We start from the raw sequence: 15,481 nt of genomic DNA, 5'->3' as shown, positions 1-15,481 counted from the left end.
GGCCCATCATGACACCCGCGCGGCGCGCTCGCGACCAAAAAAAAACGGGGAGCCGGGCCCGGCTCCCCGCGCGTGCACACGGCCTAGCGGCCGCGCACCCGGAATTCGAAGGGAACGCTGATGGTGGTCTTCACCGGGACATTTCGCTGCTTGCCCGGCTTGAAGCGCCACTTCCAGGCGGCGGCGATCGCCTCGTCGACGAGGATCTGCGGCACCGAGCTGCTGAGCACCTGCACGTTGAAGACATTGCCCCGCTCGTCGACGAAGATGAGGATCATCACCACGCCTTCCATCTCGGCCTCGCGGGCCATCTCCGGATAGCGCGGCGACTGGCGATAGGTCGGCGCGGGCGGTTCGTCGAAGGCATAGAACTGCTTCGGCCCGCCGCCGAACGCGCTCGCCGCCGGGGGCGGGATGTCCTCGACGTCGGCGAAGCTCGTGTCCTCGATGGTCTCCTCGTCCGAGGCCGTCTCGGAGATCTCGATCTGCACGGGCACCTTGGGCATCTCCGCCTCCTGGGGCGGCGGCGGGATCTCGATGTCGGCGGGGATCTCGACGACCTCGAGGATCTCCTCATCGAGGGTGTAGGGCCGGCTCACGTAGGTCGGCCAGACCAGGAACATGAGGGCCACGAGCGCGAGGGTCGCCACCAGCGCGTAGCGCAGCAGCCGGGGATAGCCCTGCTTGACGAACTGCTGAACGGTGATGACCATGCCGGCACCCCCCTGCTACGGCGTCGCCGTTTCGACGTCGCTCGAGAAGACGACGCGCACCGCGTTGATCGCCTTCAGCTCTTCCATGATCGAGTTCATGATCTCGTAGCGGACGCGGCTGTCGGCCTTGAAGGAGACGATCAGGAGCGGATTCGACTCCAGGCGGCGCTTCATCACGTTCTGCACGTCGGACAGGTAGATCAGCTTGTCGTTGATCGAAACGCGCCCCTTCTGATCGACCCAGATGTTCGCCAGCTGCTCGTTGTTCTGCTTCTTGGAGGCTTCGGCACGGGGCAGCGTGACATCGAGGCCGTTCTCCTGCTTGAAGATCGTCGTCGCCATGAAGAAGATCAGCAGGAGGAAGACGATGTCGCCCATCGTCGCGGTGGGGATACCCGGCTTGGGGCGTGGTTTCTTCTCGATATTCATGCCCGCCCCCTAGTCCTCGCTCATCTTGATCGAGATCTTCTTGATCTCGGCCAGCTTCAGCTCGTCGAGGATGTCGATCATCACGCCGTACTGGGCCTGGGGCGCCGTCTGGATGACGACGATCAGCTTCGGATTGACGTCCTGGGCTTCCTTGGCGATGCGCCGTACGTCCTGGACGCGCGTCGGCACCCCCTTGACGGAGACCGTGTTGTCGGCGTTCGCCTTGATCTCGAGGACGTTCTTGCGGCTGACCTGCGCCGCCTGGCCCGACTCGCCGCTGGGCAGGATGAGCGGCAGGCCCAGCTCTTCGTTGAACACCGTGCTCACGATGAAGAAGATCAGGAGCAGGAAGGAGATGTCCGCAACCGTCGCATTGCCGATCTCGGGTGCGGGGCGTCGCTTCTTCTTGGCTAGCAGTCCCATGGCCTCAGCCTCCGCCGCGTCCTAGAGACCCAGCTCCGTCAGCTCGTTGATCAGCTCCGCGCTGGTCTCCTCCATCTCCACGACGAAACGGTCCACCTGGTCGGTGAAGTAGGAGTGGAAGAGGCTCGTGGGGATGGCGATGATCAGGCCGGCGGCGGTCGTGATCAGGGCCTCGGCGATACCCGAGGCCACCAGCTTTGCGCTCACCTGGTCGGCGGCCGCGATGGCCTCGAAGGCGTGGATCATGCCCGACACGGTGCCGAGGAAGCCGAGCATCGGCGCCACGACGACGACGGCCGCGATGGCCGAGAGCCCGCGCTCGAGGAAGGACATCTCGATGGCGCCCGCGGTGTCGGGGGCTTTCTCGACGGCCTGCGGACCGCGCGCCGTCTTGAGCAGGCCCGCGTGCAGGATGGCGGCGATCGGGCCGCGCGTGCGCTCGCAGGTGCGGATGGCGGCGTCGACGCCCTCGCTGCGCAGGGACTTCTGGATGCCGTACATCAGCCTGCGCGTGTTGACGCGCGCGCGCGACAGGGTCCAGAGGCGCTCGAGCACGAAGACGAGGCCCACGATCAGCGAGACGAGCAGCGGCCACATGAAGACGCCGCCGTCGATGAAGAACTGGCCCGTACCCGTGCGGCCCAGTCGTGTGTTCCGGAACCAGGCGTTGAAACCGCCTTCGGAGTAGTAGGCGGCATAGGCCTGGGCGAGGCCGGTCGTGTCCGAATCCGCTGCGGCGCCAGGGGCGATCCGGTAGGCGCCCCCCGCGGGAGCCCCGCTCTCCTGGGCGAAGGCCGGCGCGCTGAACAGCAGGGTGAGAATCCCCACCGCGAAGACTGCCCACGAGAGGCGCTTCCACTTGTTCATCGATCCCAACTCCTTAGAGCTCATGCGTGATTGCCGTCCGGACCCAGCCCGCCCCGCGGGCACCCGGGCCCCGGACTCCCCTGTGAAGCATTGCGTTGGCATAGCGGGTAACTGCGGACTCAAGGGCGCTCCACTATAGGAGGCCCCGCAAAGCCCTGTCAAACGAAAAAGTCCCCGCCTTATCCTCCAACTCCTTAGAAATCAAAGTCCTCCGACCGATAGACGAGGGTGTAGTCCCCCGTGCCGCTGCGGTCGACGAAAATGAGCTGCAGGCTCGGTCGCCTCAAGTGGAGGCGCTGCGGCGGCAGCAGGGGAGCGCCCCCGAACTCGTAGGTCCAGACCTCGTAGGCCTCGCTGTCGTCGCCGAAGTTGACGGCGCCTCCGGTTCCGATCGCGCTCAGGTCCCGGGCCAGATCGCTGCCGCGCTGGAGCCCCGCGCCCTGGCCGGGATCGTCGCCGAACCCCGAGATCCCCGGCTCCACCTCCGATTCGCCGTGCAGGCCGCGCACCGCGTTGCTCAGCCCGGTGCGATTCAGCGGCACGGCCTCGCCCTCGATGCTTGCGGGCTCGCCGAGGCGGATCAGGATCCGCCCGCGGTCACTGAGGGCGCCCGGTCCGAAGCCTCCATAGCGGGCCTGAGCCGCCCGGTATCTGGCGAGGAACTCGTCGTAGACCTCGTTCGCCTCGGTGGCGGGATCGGGATCCTGGGCCCGCCAGAAAGCGTCCAACTGGGCGATCTGCTCGCCCGCCGGCAGGCGCTGCCAGCCCGCGAAGGCATCGCCCTCGAGGAAAAGCTGGGCTTCGACCGCCCGCCGCGCAAGCGCCTCCGCGCTCGGCGCGCCGCCGCCGCGAATCCTGAGCGGGCAGTCAACGGCCAGGCTGTCGAGACCCGGGCTCCGCGCCGCGAGCTGCAGGCGGTAGTCGCCGGCCGGCAGATCCGCCAGCGGCAGCCGGTAGCGCAGCGGCAGGAGCTCGCCGGCCTCGTACTTCCAGCCGCCGCGCTTCTCGAGCCGCAGCGCACCGGCCGCATCCCGGACCGTGAGCGTGAGCGCCAAATGGCCGGCCGGCGCGTCCGGCGGCGGCGCGAAGGCCGTTGCCAGCTCCAGCGCGCCCTCTCCGGCCGCGTAGAGGCCGCTCGGATTGGGGCTCGCCATGTCCCCCGCTGGCGTGAGCCGGAAGAGCTGCAGGTCGCCGAGGCCGCCGCCACTGAAATCCCGCACGGCGAGGGTCGCGCTCAGGGTAGCGGTCGGCTGGCTCGCAAAGAGCCCCGCGAGGCCGCCCTCGCGGCGCTGGCGGTCGCGACAGTCGATCTCGAGACGGTACTCACCGGGCGGCAGCTCGACCGCGCGCAGGTAGACGAGACTGGCGAGTTCCGTCTCGGCGCTGCGGGCGAACTCGATCGCCTCGGCGACGGCAGCCGCCTCGCGCCCCAGCGCGTGCAGGGACCAGCGGCAATCCAGGCTGGCGACGAGGCTGTCGCCCCGCGCCCGCCAACCGATTTCGACGGCGGGGAACTCCAGCACGAGGGTGAGGCGGCTGCGCCCATCGCCGGCGGGTTCGCTGAGCGCCAGCGCGAACAGGCTGAAGTCGCCCTTCGCCGGCGGCAGCGGCGCGGCCGCCAGCGCAGGGCGGCCGGTCGCCAGGAACGCGGCCAGCCCGAGCCCAACCGCCCAGCGGTGGCTCGCCGTCAGCCAAGTGCTTCCGGGCTCTGGGCTCACCGTGCGCCCCCCCCGGCGGTCGCCCGCCGCGTCCACCGGGTCGGGATCAGTAGGCGAAGCTCACGCTGAAGCGGTGCGCCTCGCCCATGCGGTCGAGATCCTCGAAGGCGTAGTCCACGAACAGGCGCGAGCGCTCGCTCGTGCTCACCGCCACGCCGAAGCCGGCTGCCACTCCACTCGCGTCGTAGCCGGCATTGTAGCCGCTGCGCAGGAAGAGGAAGCGGTTGAAGCCGTACTCGACGCCGAGGTTGGCGCGCTCCTTGTTGTCCGGCGGATGGCTGAACTCGACGACTCCGGTCATGTGGTGCGGGCCGTAGTCGAAGGCGTCAGCCGACAGGCCGACCTTGAACATGATCGGCATCTTCGCCGGCCTGGAATCGAAGTCCACCTCGCCGCCCGCATTCTGCACCACCATGCCCAGGCGCATGCCGCGGATGCCGATGCGGTAGACGAGGCCGAAGTCGAAGGCCGTCGTATTGACCGCCTTGTCGGCCAGGCCCATGTGGATGAAATGCACCGTGAAGCCCGTCGAGAAGCGCTCGGTGAGGTACTGCGCGTAGGTGAGGCCGAAGCTCATGTCCCCCGCGTCGAACTCGCGCCCCGTGCCCTCGGGCAGGTAGATCGTGCGCTCCACCTGGGGATCCATCGTCAGCGCACGGGCGGTCAGGCCGAGCACCCCGGGCAGGTAGGGCGTATGGAAGGCATAGGACAGGAAGTCGAGCTTGACGTCCGCCGGCCACTCGACGTGGTTCAGGTGGAGCCCGGTGCGCGGCACGTCGACGAGACCGCCCGGATTCCAATAGGTCGAGCTGGCATCGTCGGCGACGGCCACGAAGCCGTTGCCCATGCCGGCCGCGCGTGCGGTGGGGCCGATCTTCAGGAACTGGGCGGCGAAGGTGCCGACCTTCTCGAAGATCTGCGCCTGCGCCGACCCCGCACCCAGGATCAGGGCCATTGCCAACAGCGCTGTGCGTCTCACGTTCTACCTCCCGCAGGAACTCGTGTCCGAAGCGGCTCCCCGTGGGGCCCCGTCCTCAGCGAATGACGATGAACTTGCCGACCGCCCGCTCGAAGCCGTCGGCCTCCACCGAGAAGATATAGACGCCGCTGGCCACGTCCTGGCCGTTGCGGCTCACCAGATCCCACCCCGCCGTGCCCGTGGAGGCGTAGTCCCCCGTCGCGATGGCGGCCGTTTGGTCGTGGACGATCTCCTTCACCAGATCGCCCGCCAGCGTGTAGATGCGAATCGTGCAGCGCGCAGCGGGCAGGTGACGGAACTCGACCTTGAGGCCGGTCGGATCGTCGTTGTTGGGATTGAGCGCCCAGGGCGCCATCGAACTGCGCGTTGCCGGGTTCGGCACGACGTAGACGGCGTCCTTGTTGTACTTCCAGCTCGGCTGGCTGGCGCTCTGCGGCACCGTGTAGAGAAAGCCGCTCGAGGGGTCGCCGGACAGACCCTCGGCGAAGCCGATCTGGACGCCGTCCTGGAAGACCCGCTGGTGGTCCAGCGCCGTCGCCGAGTAGAAGTAGTGCATGCCGGTGTGCACGCGCGTGTCCGCGTAGCGATAGTACAGCTTGCCACCAGGCAAGCCGAGCTGCGTCTTGGCGACGGCGATCGCCGTGTCCGCCTCGGCCAGCGAGTAGCCGGTTGGCGGCAGCAGTTCCCGCGCGGACTGGATGTTCGGGTTGTCCATCAGCGCATCGGTGTAGAAGGTGAGCAGCGACGCGTCGATGTTCGGCTGGTAGCGCAGGCTCTCCAGGCCGGTGTCGGCGCCGAGGCCGTTCTGGAGGTCGTACTCGGCGAGCAGCATCCAGAGGTCCGAGCTCGGACCGTTGGCCTCGGAGGAACCGAAGGGGCGGTCCCAGTTGTCGGCGCGCCAGATGCGGTAGCCCTCGAAGTCGTAGATGAGCTCGCTGACGTCCGGGATCGTCTCGCTGAAGTTGTCCCAGAAGAGCACGTTCTTGCCCTCGGTGGGCCAGATACGCAGGTTGGGCGGCGGCGGCGGCGAGCCGTAGAGCCAGTTGATCTGACGCTCGAGCCCGTCGACGCCCGTGCACCACCAGTCCTCGGAGCCGTAGACGGCGCCCGGCTGGCAGAGGGCATTGGCCTCGTTCTCGAAGCGGCAGTCGTCATTCACCCAGGCGCGAGTGCCCTTGGGCACCAGGATGGGCGGCGCGAGGGAATCGCAGGGATTGCTCCACTCGATGTCGCTGAGCGGATCGAAGAGCAAGGTCTCGGCGCAGTAGGCGGCAGGCGTCCCGATGTCGCCGTCGAGATTGAACCAGTTGCCGTCGTAGGTCAGCTTCGCCTGGGCGGCGTTCTCGAGCAGCCCCTCCCGCCCGAGGCCGACGACGAAGGCGACCTGGAACCTGAGGCTGTCGCCAGCGGCAACGAGGAAGGGCCCGGCCGAGAGCAGCATGCGGTAGTCGCGCGGCACGTTGGCCTTCTTGTCACTGGTCTCGGCGCTCATCAGGGCGTAGCGCTGTTCGTCGTTCGTGGGGTCGCCGCCGTCCTCGAAGGAGGCGCTGCCGCTGAAGGCCTGCCAGGAGCGCAGCGTCGTCCGCACGGGCGCGACGACGCCGGCAGGATCGATGGTGTGCCCCATGAACATGATGCCGATCTGGCCGAGGGCGGGCGAGTCGCCGTCGAGATCGCCGTCCTGGTCGTAGGCGACGCCCATGGCGTACTTCACCGGGATCTCGAAGGCGCCCTTCTTCACGCAGGCCGAGGCGTCGATGACGTCGACCAGGTCGTCCTCGTAGTTGTTCGGGCGGCTGCGCGCGCCGACGTCGGCATCGGCGAAGAAGCCGAGGTAGAAGTCCTCCAGCGTTGCCTCACCGATGTTGTAGACCGTGAATTCCACCCCGACGAAGTCGTCGACGCGGTCGTTCTCCCACTGATAGGTCTCCTGGACGACGAAGAGGTTCAGCGGCTGGTGGTCGGCCGAGTTGGCGAAGCTCTCGGGCAGGTCGTCGCGATAGGTGCAGCGGAACATCTGGTTGGAGATCGCGGCGTAGTCCTCGTCGACGGCGCCGTCGCGATCGTCGTCGAAGCCGTTGAGGGGATCCTCGTCGATCTTGCCGTCGTTGTCGTCGTCAGCCGCCGGCGAGGGCAGGCGGTTGCCGCCACGGGTGCCCTCGAAGCTGCGGTAGAGCGTGTAGATCGGCTCGATGCCCGGGCGGAACTCCCAGAGCCCGTAATCGCTGGTCGAGACGCGGGGAATGCCCGAAACGCGGGCGCCGCACCAGAGGCCGGCGCCCCAGAGGTACTCGACGCCGCTGCCCGCCGGCCACTGCGCCGAGGGCGACTCGGCCATGGGGAAGAAGCTGTTCGGGTAGGAGCCGAAGACGCCGAAGTTCGTGATGTTCATCTGCAGCTCGCCCACGTTGTGGACGAAGGTGCCGTCCAGCACCAGCGTGCCCTGGGAGCCCTGTGGCAGGGCGCTGTAGCCCGCCGGCAACTCCTGGCGGGCGGCAGCCGGCAGCGCGAGCGGTACCAGGCAGAGCAGGCTGCCCAGGCACGCGGCGAACTTCTGGTTGCGTGCAGACATCCCGGGTCCTTTCCGGCGGCTGTCCCCCAGCCCCGTCGCTAGAACTCGAAGCCGAAGCCGATGCGGAAGATCCGCCGCGGGCTGAAGACCCGCGGGTCCTCCACCGGGTGGAATTCGTCTTCGCCGTCGCCGTCCATGTCGGCCAGGTAGGCGCCGCCGTACTGACCCGTTTCGGTCAGGTAGGTGGTGTAGGCGTTCTGGGCATAGCGCAGCCCCGGGTAGATGCCGGGGTCGTGGCTGGCGATCTGCTCCTGGTCGAGCAGGTTGCGGCCGTCGAAGAAGAGGGTCAGATCCTGCCCCCAGACATTGAAGTACTTCTCCGCCTGCAGCGAGAGGCTGTGCGTGGCTGGGTAGCGGCGGCTGTTCTCGAGCTCCGGATCCTGCCGGCGGACGTAGCGGAAGGCCGGCGTATAGGGGAAGCCCGAGCCGAAGCTGTAGATCACCGACCCGCCCCAGCTCCCGGGATCGGCGAGCCGGAGCGTGACGGAGAGCGAGTGGCGCTCGTCCCAGCCCAGGGGCAACTCCTTCGTCGGCAGATGCGTGAGGCCGGAAGCGCTGGTAGCGCCGAACTCGGCATCCGAGGCGACGCCGTCCGCGTAGCTCAGGGTGTAGGCGACCTGCCCGCCGTAGTTGTCGGCGAACTGGCGGCTGAGCGTGATCTCGACGCCGCGCGCCGAGGCATAGGCCTTGTTGATGTAGCGGCCGAACTGGTTGCCGCTGATCGTGTCGATCGCGGTCGCCGAGGAGATCAGGTCGAAGATGTCCTTGTAGAACAGCGCGAAGTCGCCGACCACGTGCTCGCTGAACTGGTGCTTGACGCCGGCCTGATAGGAGATGGTGATCTCCGGGTTGAGGTCGGGGTTGCCCAGGATGCCGACGCCCGCGTTCGGGTCCTGGCTCTGGAAGAGGTAGTTGTTCGCGGGCGCCTGGATGAAGCGGCCGTAGTGGAAGTGGAACACGTCCCGATCCGTGATCGGGAAGGCGAGGCCCAGGCGCGGGCTCAGCGACTGCTTGTAGCGCTGGATCGTCGGGTCGACGCCCTCCGCCCGCAGCAGGATCTCGACGCCGGTGCCGGGGCTGAAGAGGTCGTAGCGCAGCCCGCCGTTGACGACCATCCCGCGGTACTCCCAGCGGTCCTGCATGTAGAAGGCGGTCTGCGGCGCGTAGTTGTGGAAGATGTTGGCGCTCGTGCCCTGGGCCGTCCCCAGCACGCGACCCGTCTGATCGTCGACGAGGATGCGCGTGCGGCCCGGCGAAGTGAGTTGCTCGTTGTACATGTCGTTGTACTGCGCAAGGAAGCCGGTCTTGAACTTGTGCCCACCCAGCCCCTGGCTGGTGAGGTCGAACTTGAGGATCCAGCTCACCGACTCGCGGTCGAAGTAGACGGGATAGTCGTAGGCGGAGGCGAGGAAGGGGTTGTTGGGGTCCGTGTAGTAGATCTCGCCGGCCACCGAGCGCACGGTGGCGCCGTTGTGCAGGGTCGCGGGCAGACCGGCCGTATTGTACTCCCAGGGCTGCTGGTCGTTGACGGCGCTGTGGCGCTGGAAGTCCAGGCGCGTCAGGGCCAGCTTGTAGAACACGTCCTCGCTGATGTTGTGCACCGTGACGAGCTTCACGCTGTTGGTGAAGTTGTCGCTGGCCGGCGTGTGCTCGGCCGAGTTGTAGTAGACCTGCGAGGAGTCGTCGCGGACGTAGCTCCAGCGGCTGAGGGAGTCGAGGAAGCCGTCGAAGAGCTCGTCGGTGAGCACGAGGAACTCGGTGCCCGAGTAGGCGCTCTTGACGCGCATCGCATCGACCACCTCGTAGACCGGCGCTCCGGCACCCGAGGGCTTGTACTTGACCAGGACCTTCTGGAAGTCGTTCGGCAGGCCCTGGCGCTGGCGCTCCTTGTTCGCGCGGTACTCGGCGTACCAGGGGCCATGGAGCACCGGCATGGTGCCGCGGATGACGTAGTAGAAGTGCTCGCCCTGGTCGTCCGTCTCGCCGCTCAGCTCCAGGCGCTCGAACATGTGCAGGCGGTTCACGTAGCCTTCCTGGTTCCAGTTGTGGACGTAGCCGTCGTTCTTGTCCCAGGCGGCGCTGGACTCCAGGTTGAACTTGAGGTCGGGATTGACGCGCCAGGTCACCTTGTTCTGCAAGTTGAGGCCGGCGTCGGCGCGGTCCTTGAACTTGAGCAGGCCGCCCAGGCCCGTCCACTCGTCCCGGCGATCGAGCGTGAGGTCCTCGCCGTCGCTGCCCTCGGCCTCGGCCGAGAGGAACCAGCGGAAGTTGTCGCTGACGAGCGGGCCGCCGAGGCCGACGGCGAGGCGGTCGTAGTTGGTGTAGGTCTTGTCCTGGCGGCCGTAGTCGTCCGTCCAGTAGCGGACCGAACCCTCGAACTGGCTGCCGCCCTCGCGCGTGACGATGTTGAAGACCGCCGACTGGGCGTTGCCGAATTCGGCGTCCATGCCGCCGATGACGGCCTCCGCCTCGGCCACCGCGACGTTGGAGACCTGCACGGCGCCGCCGAGGGGGTCGTTCACCGGCACGCCGTCGATCATCATCGAGACCTCGCCGGAGCGACCGCCGCGCACGTAGAGGTCGCCGCCCTTCATCGTGATGCCGGCCTCGAGGGCCATCGCCTCCTGCACGTTGTCGACGGCGAAGGCGTTGAGGTCCTCCTGGTCCTTCGACTTGGTGGTCTCCGAGCTCTTCACGTCGACCACCGGCGCCTCGCCTTCCACCAGCACCGTCTCGAGCTGCAGGGCGACGCTGGGTTTGAGCTCGACGTCGACCGTGGTCGTCTTCTCGCTGAGCACGCCGACGCCCTCGCGGCGGCCGGGCTCGTAGCCCAGGAAGCTGACGACCAGCGTGTAGGTCCCCGCCGGCAGCACGAAGGAGAAGCTGCCGTCCTCGACGGTCATGGCGCCGAAACTCGTGCCCTCCACGACCACGTTCGCGTAGGGCAGCGGCTCGCCCGTCTCCGCGTTCGTGATGACGCCGCGGACGGTGCCGATCTGCTGGGCCGGCGCGAACTGCGGAACCAGGAGCAGGGTGAGGAGTAGGCTGGCGGCGAGCGTGCGGCGACCGGACATGCGGATCCCCTTCGACATGGCGTTCCGCTCCCTTCGAACACCGGAAGCCCGCGCCAGCGCGGCACTTGTCGCCCACTCCCGCCAGCCCCTGGGGGGCCGGCTGCGGCGCTCTCGCTGCCACGGGTCCGATCGATGGGGGGAGGTCAACCTGATCGGCCATAATGTAGGGAGTGGCAAAGGCTTGAGTCAACCGGATTCTTCCCGCCAGGGCGCGCGGGGACTGGCTCACGCGGGGTTGGCCGCTCCTCCCAGCCTCGGCACGGCGGCCAGCAGGGCCTGCGTGTAGGCGTGCCGGGGCGCCGCCAGCAGCGCCGCCGTCGGACCGCTCTCCACGAACTCGCCCTGCCGCATCACCGCAATGCGATCGCAGAGCTGGCGCAGCACGGCCAGATCGTGGCTGATGATCAGCACGCTCAGCCCCTCTCGCCGCCGGAGGTCCTCCAGCAGGGCCAGGATCTGCGCCTGGACGGAGACATCCAGCGCGCTCACCGGCTCGTCGGCGACGAGCAGCTCGGGCCCGCAGGCCAGCGCGCGCGCGATGCCGATGCGCTGGCGCTGGCCGCCCGAGAACTCCCGCGGCCGCCGATCGGCGGTCCCCGGATCCAGGCCCACGCGCTCCAGGAGCGCCGCCACCCGGCGCGCCCGTTCGGCGCCGCGGGCCAGGCCGTGCACGGCCAGGCCCTCGCCCACGATCGCCGCCGCGCTGAGGCGCGGATTGAGCGAGGAATAGGGGTCCTGGAAGACCATCTGCAGGCGGCGGCGCAGGCGGCGCAGGGCGCGACGATCCAGCGCCGCGAGGTCCTGGCCCGCGAAGCGGACGCTCCCGGCGTCGGGCCGCTCCAGGCCCAAGATGCAGCGGGCGAGCGTGGTCTTGCCGCAGCCCGACTCGCCGGCGATCCCGAGGATCTCGCCCGCGGCCAGGTCGAGGTCGACGCCGCGCAGCGCGCTCACCGCACTGCGCCCGCGCCCGGGGAAGCGCTTGACGAGTCCCCGCAACTCGAGCAGGGCCGCGCCCGGCGCCGCCGTCCCGCCGGCGCTCACGCGGAGGCCTCCGCCAGCCAGCAGCGCGCGGCGCGGCCAGCGCCCAGGGGCCGCAGGATCTGGGGCTCCCCGCAGCCCGCGCGCGCGAGGCCACAGCGGTCGCGGAAGCGGCAGCCCGCCGGCGCGCGGCCCGGCGCCGGCACCGATCCCGGGATGCCGGTCGCCTCGCACTTGCGATCCAGGCGCGGGAGGCTCGCGAGCAGGGCGCGCGTGTAGGGATGGGCGGGCGCCTCGAGCAGGGCCGCCGTCGGCGCCGACTCCACCACCTCCCCCGCATACATCACGAGCACGCGCCCGCCGAGCTGGGAAACGACGCCGAAATCGTGGGTGATGAACAGCAGCGCCAGGCCGCGGCGCCGCTGCAACTCGGCGAGCAACGCGAGCACCTGGGCCTGCAGACTGACGTCCAGGGCGGTGGTCGGCTCGTCGGCAATGAGGAGCGCCGGATCGCAGGCCAGGGCCATCGCGATCAGCGCCCGCTGGCGGAGACCGCCGCTGAGTTCGTGCGGGTAGGCGCCGAGACGCTCGGCCGGCGCCGGCACGCCCACTTCGGCCAGGAGTGCGAGGGCCCGCGCGCGGGCCGCCGCCCGGCCGAGCCGGCGATGCGCTCTCAGGACCTCGGTGATCTGCGTGCCGATCGTCAGCACGGGATTGAGACTGCTCAGCGGCTCCTGGAAGACGAAGGCGATCTCGGCGCCGCGCAGACGGCGCCGCTCGCGCTCGGCGAGGCCGCCGATCTCGCGCCCACGCCAGAGCAGACGCTCGCTGGTCCGCTCGAGGTCGGGGGGCAGGAGCCCCGGCAGCGCGAGCGCGCTCAGGCTCTTGCCGCAGCCAGACTCGCCGACGAGACTGAGGGTCTGGCCGGGAGCCAGCCGGCAGGCGAAGTCCTCGACGAGCCGGAGCGGCGGCCGCGCGCCGCGGATCGCGACGGAGAGCCCGCTCACCTCGAGCAGAGCCGCGGCGGCCGGCGGCGTGGCGCTGGGCGGTGCGTTCATGGCGGGCTCCGGGCTCGACGCGGACGGGGCCTCAGGCTCCGAGCCAGACGACGGCGAATTCCTCGGCGAACGCCGCGGCGAGCGCGGCTTCGAGGCTCTCTCGTGGCGGCAGCGCGGGCAGCAGCTCGCCGAGCGAAACCGTCTGCGCCGCCAGGCCCTCTTGGTAGCGCAGTCGCGCCGCGGGGTCCAGCGGAAGCAGCAGGGCGAGCTCCAGGTGGGCGGGGCCGAGCGGCAGGGAGCCGTGCTGGAGGAAGGCGCGGCGCCCGCGGCGCTGGGCCGAACCCGCCAGCTTGCGGCCGGCCACCGCCAGCTCGGCGAGCCCCGGCGCGGCGAAGCAGGGCGCGGGGCTGCGCGGATCCAGGAGCGCCGGCGGCGCGGGGCGCGTCAGCGCCACGCTCAGGCCGAGCCCGCGGTAGAAGCGCGCCAGGGCGGCCGCGATGCGCCGGTGCGTGCTCGCGAGGCCCGCGGCGAAGGGCCCGGCCAGCGGCGCGGCCAGCGCATAGGTGTTTTCGTCGGCGGGCAGCACGGCCCGGCCGCCGGTGGGCCGGCGCACCCAGTCATAGCCGCGGGCGGCGAGGGCGGCGAGGTCCAGGGCGCGCGCGGGCTCCTGGTGGCTGCCCAGGGAGACGGCCCAGGGCCGCCAGGCATAGAGCCGCAGGGTGGGCGGGGCCCCGGGCTCGCCCGCTTCGAGCGCCTCGAAGAGGGCGAGATCGCGCGCCATGTTCGTGGCGGCGTCGGCGGCCCCGTCGCGCCGCAGGCGCCAGGCGCCCGGCCGATCGCCGGCGCTCAGCGGGGCGCCCGCGTTTCGGCCGCGGGCGCGGGCGCCGGCTCCTCGGCCAGGGGCTCGACGACCTCCAGCAGCTTGGCCGCCCGCGCCTCGTCGAGACGCCCGACGGGCGTCGCGTGCGGAGCGCCCGTGAGCAGCGCCGGCTCGCGGGCGGCCTCCTCGACGATGCGCTCCAGGAAGCCCGCGAAGGCGTCCAGCGTCTCCTTGGTCTCGGTCTCCGTCGGCTCGATCATCAGCGCTTCGGACACGATGAGCGGGAAGTAGATCGTCGGCGCGTGGACGCCGAAGTCGAGCAGGCGCTTGGCGACGTCCGTCGTCCGCACGCCGTGGGCGCGCAGCCCGCTGCCGCTGGCGACGAACTCGTGCAGGCACGGGCCCGGATAGGGTACCTCGAAGAGACCCTTCAGGCGCGCCTGCAGGTAGTTGGCGTTGAGCACCGCGCCCGCGCTGATGTCGGCCAGGCCGTCGCCGCCGTAGCGCAGGATGTAGGCGTAGGCGCGCAGCAGCATGCCGAAGTTGCCGTGGTGCCCGTGGACCTCGCCCACGCTCTGCGGCGCGGGCGCCGCGCGCAGGCCGCCGTCCGGCCCCGCGCTCACGCGCAGGCCGGGCAGGTACGGGGCGAGATCCGCGCGCACCCCCACCGGACCGGCGCCCGGGCCGCCGCCGCCGTGCGGCGTCGAGAAGGTCTTGTGCAGGTTCAGGTGCATCATGTCGAAGCCGATGTCGCCCGGCCGCACGCGCCCGACGAGCGCATTCATGTTGGCGCCGTCCATGTAGAGCAGGGCGCCGGCGGCGTGGACGCGAGCGGCAATCGCCTCGATCTCGGCCTCGAAGAGGCCGAGGGTGTTCGGATTGGTCAGCATCACCGCCGCGACCTGAGCGCTCAGCGCCACCTCGAGGGCGTCCAGGTGCAGCAGGCCGTCGGGGCCGGACTTGACCGTCAGCGGGCGCAGGCCCGCCATCGCCACGCTGGCCGGGTTCGTGCCGTGCGCGCTGTCGGGAATGATGACGACCTCGCGCGCCTCGCCGCGATCCCGGTGGTAGCGGCGGGCGATCAGCATCGCGACGAACTCGCCCTGCGCGCCGGCGGCCGGCTGCAGGGTGAAGGCGGCCATCCCGGTGATGGCGACCAGGGCCTCCTCGAGGGCGGCGAGCAGCGCGAGACAGCCCTGCGCGGTCTCGGCCGGCTGGGCCGGATGCACGCCCGCGAAGCCGGGGAGCCCCGCGAGCTGCTCGTTCTGCACGGGGTTGTACTTCATGGTGCAGGAGCCGAGCGGGTAGAAGCCGCGCGCGATCGAGTGGTTGCGCAGCGAGAGCCCGACGTAGTGGCGCAGGACCTCCAGCTCGCCGAGGGCCGGCAGGCCCAGCGGCGCCCGGCGGCGCTTGGCGGCGGCCAGGCGGGCGGCGCCGGGGGCCGGGTTCGCGGGCAGCGCGAAGCCCGGGCGACCCGGGCGGCTCTTGGCGAAGATCGTCTCGCTCATGCCCCGGCCTCCGCGAGGAAGGCGACGAAGCGGTCCAGCTCGGCCGGGCCGTGCTTCTCGGATACGGTGACCAGCAGGCTCGTGGGCCCGAGCACCGGGAAGTCCTCGCCCAGGGCGATGCCGGCGGCGATGCCCCGGGCGCGCCCCGCGCGCAGGATCTCCGCGGCCGGCCGCGGCCCCTGGACGACGAACTCCTGGTAGAGGTCGCCCGTGAAGGCGAGGCGCCAGCCCGGCAGGCGCTCGATGCGCGCGGCGAGCTGGCCCGCGCGGTCGGCGAGCCCTGCGGCCAGCGCCCGCAGGCCCGCCTCGCCGAGGCTCGCCAGGTAGACCGTGGCGGCCAGGGCCATCAGGGCCTGGTTCGTGCAGATGTTGCTGGTCGCCTTCTCGCGGCGGATGTGTTGC

General features: G+C 70.3%; 13 protein-coding genes. All 13 read right to left on the bottom strand.

Annotation, left to right across the window (positions count from 1 at the left end):
• Window positions 1-83: 83 nt before the first annotated feature.
• Window positions 84-713, bottom strand: a complete 630-nt coding sequence (locus FJ251_01085) for an energy transducer TonB (GenBank protein ID MBM4116332.1) — start codon at window positions 711-713, stop codon at window positions 84-86.
• Between the two features lie 15 nt (window positions 714-728).
• Window positions 729-1,142: a biopolymer transporter ExbD gene (locus tag FJ251_01080; protein ID MBM4116331.1), complete on the bottom strand. Its 414-nt coding sequence runs from the start codon at window positions 1,140-1,142 to the stop codon at window positions 729-731.
• A 9-nt stretch (window positions 1,143-1,151) separates the two neighbouring features.
• Window positions 1,152-1,565, bottom strand: a complete 414-nt coding sequence (locus FJ251_01075) for a biopolymer transporter ExbD (protein MBM4116330.1) — start codon at window positions 1,563-1,565, stop codon at window positions 1,152-1,154.
• A 21-nt stretch (window positions 1,566-1,586) separates the two neighbouring features.
• Window positions 1,587-2,162: a MotA/TolQ/ExbB proton channel family protein gene (locus tag FJ251_01070; GenBank protein MBM4116329.1), complete on the bottom strand. Its 576-nt coding sequence runs from the start codon at window positions 2,160-2,162 to the stop codon at window positions 1,587-1,589.
• Window positions 2,163-2,626: 464 nt separating this feature from the next.
• On the bottom strand, window positions 2,627-4,150 hold the full coding sequence (locus FJ251_01065) for a GWxTD domain-containing protein (GenBank protein ID MBM4116328.1): 1,524 nt from the start codon (window positions 4,148-4,150) through the stop codon (window positions 2,627-2,629).
• Between the two features lie 46 nt (window positions 4,151-4,196).
• Window positions 4,197-5,129 carry a UPF0164 family protein gene (locus FJ251_01060; protein MBM4116327.1) on the bottom strand — a complete coding sequence of 311 codons (933 nt, stop codon included), beginning with the start codon at window positions 5,127-5,129 and terminating at the stop codon, window positions 4,197-4,199.
• A 55-nt stretch (window positions 5,130-5,184) separates the two neighbouring features.
• A complete protein-coding gene (locus FJ251_01055; protein MBM4116326.1) occupies window positions 5,185-7,701 on the bottom strand; it encodes a hypothetical protein in 2,517 nt (838 codons plus the stop codon).
• Window positions 7,702-7,739: 38 nt separating this feature from the next.
• A complete protein-coding gene (locus FJ251_01050) occupies window positions 7,740-10,793 on the bottom strand; it encodes a TonB-dependent receptor (protein MBM4116325.1) in 3,054 nt (1,017 codons plus the stop codon).
• 207 nt (window positions 10,794-11,000) lie between these two features.
• Entirely contained in the window at window positions 11,001-11,816 is an 816-nt protein-coding gene (locus FJ251_01045) for an ABC transporter ATP-binding protein (GenBank protein ID MBM4116324.1), read from the bottom strand.
• Window positions 11,813-12,811 carry an ABC transporter ATP-binding protein gene (locus FJ251_01040; protein ID MBM4116323.1) on the bottom strand — a complete coding sequence of 333 codons (999 nt, stop codon included), beginning with the start codon at window positions 12,809-12,811 and terminating at the stop codon, window positions 11,813-11,815. Before FJ251_01040 ends, FJ251_01045 begins: the two co-directional genes overlap by 4 nt.
• Window positions 12,812-12,842: 31 nt before the next feature.
• Complete coding sequence (locus tag FJ251_01035) at window positions 12,843-13,532, bottom strand: octanoyltransferase (protein MBM4116322.1); 690 nt, start codon at window positions 13,530-13,532, stop codon at window positions 12,843-12,845.
• 65 nt (window positions 13,533-13,597) lie between these two features.
• Window positions 13,598-15,079, bottom strand: coding sequence for a glycine dehydrogenase subunit 2 (locus tag FJ251_01030; GenBank protein MBM4116321.1), 1,482 nt, complete (start codon window positions 15,077-15,079; stop codon window positions 13,598-13,600).
• Window positions 15,076-15,481, bottom strand: a 406-nt coding sequence (locus tag FJ251_01025) for a glycine dehydrogenase (protein ID MBM4116320.1), incomplete at its 5' end; no start/stop codon positions are given. The genes FJ251_01025 and FJ251_01030, both read right to left, overlap by 4 nt.

Source organism: bacterium (assembly GCA_016873475.1).
Taxonomy (GTDB): Bacteria; Krumholzibacteriota; Krumholzibacteriia; order JACNKJ01; family JACNKJ01; genus VGXI01.
This window is presented reverse-complemented; position numbering and strand designations above follow the sequence as displayed.